This is a genomic window from Salinibacterium sp., assembly GCF_031364185.1.
Classification (GTDB): Bacteria; Actinomycetota; Actinomycetes; order Actinomycetales; family Microbacteriaceae; genus Rhodoglobus.
In genome coordinates this window covers 1-6844 of the sequence record NZ_JANLVV010000203.1, presented here as the reverse complement: position 1 = coordinate 6844, position 6844 = coordinate 1, and the positions used below count along the sequence as shown (strand labels likewise).

The window sequence follows — 6844 nt, the reverse complement described above, 5'->3', positions numbered from 1 at the left end:
GCTGAAGAAACGAAGGCCGACAAGGCCCCCGCCGCAGCCCCCAAAAAGGCCAGCGTAGCGAAGGCTCCCGCGGCGAAGGCGACTGCGACAACGGTTGCTCCGGCAAAGAAAGCGTCGGAGCCTGTGACCGAGGTGCGCCCGCAGGTGCTGAAGATGCATCATCTGCGACCGGCTCCCGGGGCAAAGAAGGACCGCACCCGCGTCGGACGCGGTGAAGGCTCCAAAGGTAAGACCGCGGGCCGCGGCACCAAGGGCACCAAGGCCCGTTACCAGGTGCGCGTCGGGCTCGAGGGCGGAAACCTGAACAGCATCATGCGTACCCCGAAGCTGCGCGGATTCAGGAATCCGTTCCGCGTCGAATACCAAGTCGTCAACCTCGAGAAACTGGCCGAGCTCTACCCGGCCGGTGGAGACGTTACTATCGTCGATCTCGTTGCCAAGGGCGCCGTGCGTAAGAACGAAAAGGTCAAGGTTCTCGGCGATGGAGACATTGCGGTTAAGCTAAACGTTGCAGTCGATAAGGTCTCTGGCTCTGCTGAGCAGAAGATCGTTGCCGCGGGCGGTTCCGTCACGTAACCACCCGGCTGTTCGCGAGAGCGAACGCTGGCGTAAGCGAGTGGGGCTTCCTCCCGGGGAGCCCCACTCGACTGCATTACCTATAACTGCATCACCAAATATGTCGGAGGCCGTTGTGTTTAGAGCTGTCGCGCGAATATTCCGCACGCCTGACCTTCGCAGGAAGATCGGGTTCACGCTCGGCATCGTTGCGCTGTTCCGTCTCGGTTCCTTCATCCCGGCGCCGTTCGTTGATTTCGGCAATGTGCAGCTCTGTCTCGCCGGGAATGCCGGCACCCAGGGACTGTATGACCTCGTGAACCTGTTCAGCGGTGGCGCACTGCTCCAGCTGTCGATCTTCGCGCTCGGTATCATGCCGTACATCACCGCATCCATCATCGTGCAGTTGCTACGGGTCGTGATCCCGCACTTTGAGACCCTCTACAAGGAGGGTCAGGCTGGCCAATCGAAGCTGACGCAGTACACCCGCTACCTCACCATTGCGCTCGGTGTGCTTCAGTCGACGACGCTCATCACCGTCGCGCGAAGCGGCGCGCTCTTCCCGTCCAATTCCGGCGTCGCCGAGTGCAGCCAACTGATCACCGACGATTCCTGGTACGCCATCATGCTGATGGTCGTCACGATGACGGCCGGGACTGGCCTCATCATGTGGATGGGCGAGCTCATCACCGAGCGCGGCATCGGCAATGGAATGTCGCTGCTGATCTTCACCTCGATCTCGGCTCGCTTCCCCGGTTCTCTGGGGAGCATCCTTGACACCAAGGGCGTCGAGGTTTTCATTGCCGTGATCGCGGTCGGAGTTGTGATCGTGGCAGCCGTGGTATTCGTGGAGCAATCGCAACGTCGCATCCCCGTGCAATATGCGAAACGCATGGTCGGTAGGCGCACCTACGGGGGCAACAACACCTACATTCCGATCAAGGTCAACATGGCCGGTGTGGTGCCCGTGATCTTCGCGTCATCTCTGCTCTACCTGCCTGCCCTGATTGCCCAGTTCAACGCCCCCGCGGCCGGGCAGGCGCCGGCCGAGTGGGTCGTCTGGATCCAGAACTATCTCACCAAGGGCGACCACCCGCTTTACATGCTGTTGTACTTCCTGCTCATCGTCGGATTCACGTATTTCTACGTCGCGATCACCTTCAACCCCGAAGAGGTCGCAGACAACATGAAGAAATATGGCGGCTTCATTCCGGGTATCCGCGCAGGGCGACCAACGGCCGAATACCTCGACTATGTGCTCACCCGCGTGACGCTACCAGGCTCGCTCTATCTCGGCCTCATCGCGCTGATCCCTCTCATCGCGCTTGTGCTGGTGGGAGCGAACACCAACTTCCCCTTCGGTGGCGCGAGCATCCTGATCATTGTGGGTGTCGGCCTTGAGACTGTGAAGCAGATCGACTCGCAGTTGCAGCAGCGTCACTACGAAGGCCTGCTCCGTTGACGCGACTTCTGCTGATTGGGCCGCCGGGGGCCGGAAAGGGAACCCAGGCCGCCCGGCTAGCCGAGGCCTACGTCATCCCCGCTATCTCAACAGGCGACATCTTTCGCAGTAACGTCAGAAACCACACGGAGCTGGGCGCAAAAGCCAAGGCGTATATGGATGCCGGCGATAATGTTCCGGACTCACTGACGAACGCGCTGATTCGGGATCGCCTCGCCGAGGCCGATTGCGACAGCGGATTTCTGCTGGATGGCTACCCCCGTACGACCGATCAGGTGCGCGAGCTCGACGAGTTTCTTGCCGGGCACGGTGCATCCCTGGATGTCGTCGTCGAGTTGGTCGCCGACCCTGACGTCGTGGTCGAGCGACTTCGCAAGCGGGCGCGCGAGCATGGTCGCAGTGACGACGACGAGACCGTGGTGCGCCACCGCCTCGAGGTGTACCGCGACCAGACGGCTCCGCTCGTGGGAATCTACGACAGCCGCGGTGTGCTCGCGAAAATCGATGGTCTGGGCGAGATTGATGATGTGACAACGCGCATCACCGCCGCACTGGCTGATCGCGGCATCGTGCTTCCGGACGCCGCAAGTCGCTAGCCGTGGGGTTCGGCAACAAAAAGCTGTATAAGTCTCCCGCCGAGCTTCGACTGATGGTCAGGCCGGGGCTCCTTACGGCAGCTGCCCTCTCCGCGGTCCGTTCGGCCATCGCTCCCGGGGTGACCACCATGCAACTGGATGCGATAGCCGAGGCGGTCATCCGGGATGGGGGCGGGGCGCCGAATTTCATGAAGGAGCCGGGATACTTCCACACGATCTGCTCATCCGTGAATGACGAGATCGTGCACGGGATTCCCGGGGCGCGGGTGATCGTGCCAGGCGATCTGGTATCCATCGACTGTGGTGCCGAGGTTCACGGGTGGAATGGGGACGCCGCGTTCAGTGTCGTGGTGCCCGATCCGGCGCAGCAGGTGCGGGTGGCACAGCGCCAGCAGTTGTCGGATGCAACCGAATGCTCGCTCTGGGCCGGTATCGCCGCGCTGGCCTCGGCCCGTAAACTCAACGAGGTCGGTGCGGCGATCGAAGATTCCCTCGATGGCGCGGAGTTTGGCGGCGTGAGGTTCGGCATCATTGAGGACTACACCGGGCATGGCATTGGTCGCTCCATGCACGAAGATCCGCCGGTGTTCAACTATCGAGTCAGGGGCGCGAGCCCGGATGTGCGCCCGGGCCTGGTAGTGGCGATCGAGCCGATGGTCACGAGCGGCGGAATCGAATCGCATGTGCTGGCCGACGACTGGACCGTCGCAACGGACGATGGCCTGGATGCGGCACATTGGGAACATTCGGTAGCCGTGCATTCCGAGGGGATCTGGGTTCTCACCGCCGCGGATGGGGGAGCCGAAGCGCTCGCACCGCTCGGAGTGGTTCCCGCACCTATCCCCTAGTCGATCGACACTCAGCCAAGTGGTAGCGAAACACCATTCGATGATCTAAGCTTGATCTTTGGTGTCTGCGCCTCGCGTAGCCACCGGAAACCCCGCAGACCAGCGAAACTCAACTTTTAGCGACGAAGAGGCTATGGCCAAAAAAGACGGTGTCATCGAGATCGAGGGCGCAGTAGTCGAAGCTCTACCCAACGCGATGTTTCGCGTTGAGTTGACCAACGGCCACCGTGTGCTCGCTCACATCTCGGGCAAGATGCGACAGAACTACATCAGAATTCTCCCGGAGGATCGTGTAGTTGTCGAGTTGAGCCCGTATGACCTGACCCGTGGCCGCATCACCTATCGATACAAGTAGGCCTGTCAAGTACACAACAGGCCTATTGCCAAAAGTAGTGCCCGAGAGGGTTATCGCGCTGGAAAGTAACGACTCGTGGCATCCCGCGAATTCGAAGACAGCGAGTGCAAGGAACGTTTCATGAAGGTAAACCCCAGCGTCAAGCCCATCTGTGACCACTGCCGCGTCATCCGTCGCAATGGAAACGTCATGGTGATCTGCAAGTCGAATCCACGCCACAAACAGCGCCAGGGTTAGACCCAGATCTCGTAACTCAATAACGAACCGCACTGCCACAACCTGCGCAAGCAGGGGACACCCCGGGCTGGAGGCCCGAGCACCGGTAGTGCGCCACACCTCCAAGCAATTCAAGGAGAAGCCACCATGGCACGTCTAGCCGGCGTAGACATCCCGCGTGATAAGCGCGTTGAGGTCGCACTGACTTACATCTACGGTGTTGGCCGTACGAGGGCCCTCAAAACCCTCGCCGACACCGGGATCAGCGGTGAGATTCGCGTAAAGGATCTCACCGACGACCAGCTCATTGCCCTTCGCGACTACGTGGAGGTCAATTTCAAGGTAGAAGGTGACCTCCGACGTGAGGTTGCCGCCGACATCCGCCGCAAGGTCGAGATTGGCAGCTATCAGGGCATCCGTCACCGTAAGGGCCTGCCTGTTCATGGGCAGCGCACGAAGACCAATGCGCGCACCCGTAAGGGCCCGAAGCGCACCGTAGCCGGCAAGAAGAAGGCCCGATAGTCGCTGGGTTCACCCAGCGATGTCGCCATTTAGTTTTTAGGAGAACAGCATGGCAGCACCAAAATCGGCCGTTCGCAAGCCGCGCAAGAAAGAAAAGAAGAACATCGCGCTGGGCCAGGCCCATATCAAGTCGACGTTCAACAACACCATCGTCACGATCACCGACCCCACGGGAGCGGTAGTCAGCTGGGCTTCGTCGGGCACCGTTGGGTTCAAGGGGTCGCGCAAGTCCACCCCTTTCGCAGCACAGCTCTCGGCAGAATCGGCGGCACGCCAGGCACAGGAGCACGGCCTTAAAAAGGTTGATGTCTTCGTGAAGGGGCCGGGCTCAGGTCGCGAAACCGCGATCCGCTCTCTCCAGGCCGCTGGGCTTGAGGTCGGCTCCATCAACGACGTCACACCCCAAGCGCACAACGGTTGCCGCCCGCCCAAGCGCCGCCGCGTATAACCCCTGTGTTTTCTGGCTGATGGCCACACGCACGAGCAAGCTCGTCGCGCGGCCATCAGCTCCTGTTTCCCTCTCACGTTATTCACAACTCAACAACCGACGGGCCAGCCACTCGCCGAATTCAAGTGTCATATAGCGGACACTTTGCCGAAAGGAATCACCAGTGCTCATCGCACAGCGCCCCACTCTTGCTGAAGAGAACATCTCCGAGTTCCGCTCGCGCTTCGTCATCGAGCCGCTCGAACCAGGTTTCGGTTACACCCTCGGAAACTCACTTCGACGCACGCTGCTCTCCTCGATCCCGGGAGCCGCAGTCACGAGCATCCGCATCGACGGGGTGCTGCACGAGTTCAGCACCGTCCCCGGCGTGAAGGAAGACGTCACCGAGGTCATCCTGAACATCAAGAATCTCGTCGTCTCCAGCGAGCACGACGAGCCAATCACCGCATACCTTCGCAAGCAGGGTGCTGGCGAGGTCACGGCTGCCGACATCTCGGCGCCCGCCGGCGTCGAAATCCATAACCCAGAGCTCGTCATCGCCACACTCAACGACAAGGCGAAATTCGAGCTCGAGCTCACCATCGAGCGAGGCCGCGGCTACGTATCCGCCACCCAGAACCGCAGCGAGTTCAGCGAAGCCGGCCAGATCCCGATCGACTCGATCTACTCGCCGGTGCTGAAGGTCACCTACCGTGTCGAGGCGACTCGTGCCGGAGAGCGCACCGACTTCGACCGCCTGGTGGTAGATGTCGAAACCAAGAATGCCATCACCCCGCGTGACGCGGTCGCCTCGGCTGGCCGAACTTTGACCGAGTTGTTCGGGCTCGCACGAGAGCTGAACAGCGCTGCAGAGGGCATCGAGATCGGCCCAGCACCGGTTGACGCGGTCCTGTCGAGCGAGCTCAGCATGCCGATCGAAGACCTCGACCTGTCGGTGCGCAGCTACAACTGCCTCAAGCGTGAGGGCATCAACACGGTGAGCGAACTCGTCGCTCTCTCGGAGACGCAGCTCATGAACATCCGTAACTTCGGACAGAAGTCGGTAGACGAAGTCAGGGACAAGCTGATCGAAATGGGACTGTCGCTCAAAGACAGCATCCCCGGATTCGACGGAGCCCACTTCTACGGCGGCTACGACGACGACGAAACCCCTGCCTAAGCGACTCACCGCAGACTTTGATCCTGGAGAACTAGAACATGCCTACACCCACTAAGGGACCCCGCCTAGGCGGAGGGCCGGCCCACGAGCGGCTCATGCTCGCGAACCTGGCTGCGGCCCTGTTCACGCATAAGAGCATCAAGACAACGGAAACCAAGGCTAAGCGCCTCCGCCCCGTTGCTGAGCGACTGATCACCTTCGCGAAAAAGGGTGACCTGCACAATCGTCGCCGCGCGCTAGCGATCATCGGCGATAAGAGCGTCATCCACGAGCTCTTCACCGAAATCGCGCCGCTGGTCGAACTGCGTGAGGGTGGATACACCCGCATCACCAAGCTCGGCTTCCGCAAGGGTGATAACGCGTCGATGGTTCAGATTGAGCTTGTACTCGAGCCTGTGAGCCCGAAGCCGCGGTCTGCCAAGAAGGAGGAGGCAGTGGAGAAGTCGACCTCTGCCAAGGCGGAGAAGCCTGCTGCGACCGAGGCTCCCGTGGACGAGAACATTGTCGACTCTACCGACGCGCCTGTTGAAGAGGCGCCTGCCGAGGACGCGCCTGCCGCCGAGGCGCCTGCCGCGGACGCGCCTCCCGAGGACGACAAGAGGTAGTGAGAGATCCGGTTCGGCCCCGCTTTCGAGCGGGGCCGAACTTCGTTAACCGGCACGGGATCACACCGGCATAGCTTG

10 protein-coding genes are annotated in these 6844 nt (G+C 61.1%); all 10 read left to right on the top strand.

What is annotated here, in order from left to right; translation table 11 throughout:
- A partial coding sequence (rplO, locus tag RMN95_RS09075) for a 50S ribosomal protein L15 (RefSeq protein WP_309616607.1) occupies positions 1 to 576 on the top strand: 576 nt, incomplete at its 5' end.
- Positions 577 to 691: 115 nt separating this feature from the next.
- On the top strand, positions 692 to 2017 hold the full coding sequence (gene secY, locus RMN95_RS09070; protein WP_309616608.1) for a preprotein translocase subunit SecY: 1326 nt from the start codon (positions 692 to 694) through the stop codon (positions 2015 to 2017).
- Entirely contained in the window at positions 2014 to 2613 is a 600-nt protein-coding gene (locus RMN95_RS09065) for an adenylate kinase (RefSeq protein WP_309616606.1), read from the top strand. The genes secY and RMN95_RS09065 overlap by 4 nt, the downstream gene beginning before the upstream one ends.
- A 2-nt stretch (positions 2614 to 2615) precedes the next feature.
- The gene (map, locus tag RMN95_RS09060) at positions 2616 to 3461 is read left to right on the top strand and encodes a type I methionyl aminopeptidase (protein ID WP_309616605.1); all 846 of its coding nucleotides are present in this window, start codon (positions 2616 to 2618) and stop codon (positions 3459 to 3461) included.
- Between the two features lie 133 nt (positions 3462 to 3594).
- On the top strand, positions 3595 to 3816 hold the full coding sequence (gene infA, locus RMN95_RS09055) for a translation initiation factor IF-1 (protein WP_097060179.1): 222 nt from the start codon (positions 3595 to 3597) through the stop codon (positions 3814 to 3816).
- A 120-nt stretch (positions 3817 to 3936) separates the two neighbouring features.
- Positions 3937 to 4053: a 50S ribosomal protein L36 gene (gene rpmJ, locus RMN95_RS09050; RefSeq protein WP_199281181.1), complete on the top strand. Its 117-nt coding sequence runs from the start codon at positions 3937 to 3939 to the stop codon at positions 4051 to 4053.
- 126 nt (positions 4054 to 4179) lie between these two features.
- A complete protein-coding gene (gene rpsM, locus RMN95_RS09045; protein WP_309616604.1) occupies positions 4180 to 4554 on the top strand; it encodes a 30S ribosomal protein S13 in 375 nt (124 codons plus the stop codon).
- A 49-nt stretch (positions 4555 to 4603) separates the two neighbouring features.
- A complete protein-coding gene (gene rpsK, locus RMN95_RS09040; RefSeq protein WP_309616603.1) occupies positions 4604 to 5002 on the top strand; it encodes a 30S ribosomal protein S11 in 399 nt (132 codons plus the stop codon).
- A gap of 163 nt (positions 5003 to 5165) precedes the next feature.
- On the top strand, positions 5166 to 6161 hold the full coding sequence (locus RMN95_RS09035; RefSeq protein WP_309616602.1) for a DNA-directed RNA polymerase subunit alpha: 996 nt from the start codon (positions 5166 to 5168) through the stop codon (positions 6159 to 6161).
- A 38-nt stretch (positions 6162 to 6199) separates the two neighbouring features.
- On the top strand, positions 6200 to 6766 hold the full coding sequence (gene rplQ / locus RMN95_RS09030; RefSeq protein WP_309616601.1) for a 50S ribosomal protein L17: 567 nt from the start codon (positions 6200 to 6202) through the stop codon (positions 6764 to 6766).
- The last annotated feature ends 78 nt before the right edge of the window (positions 6767 to 6844 follow it).

Coding starts and splice junctions, on each gene's coding strand:
- infA (WP_097060179.1), top strand. CDS start 3,595: ATGGCCAAAAAAGACGGTGTCATCGAGATCGAGGGCGCAGTAGTCGAA.
- rpmJ (WP_199281181.1), top strand. CDS start 3,937: ATGAAGGTAAACCCCAGCGTCAAGCCCATCTGTGACCACTGCCGCGTC.
- rpsM (WP_309616604.1), top strand. CDS start 4,180: ATGGCACGTCTAGCCGGCGTAGACATCCCGCGTGATAAGCGCGTTGAG.
- rpsK (WP_309616603.1), top strand. CDS start 4,604: ATGGCAGCACCAAAATCGGCCGTTCGCAAGCCGCGCAAGAAAGAAAAG.
- rplQ (WP_309616601.1), top strand. CDS start 6,200: ATGCCTACACCCACTAAGGGACCCCGCCTAGGCGGAGGGCCGGCCCAC.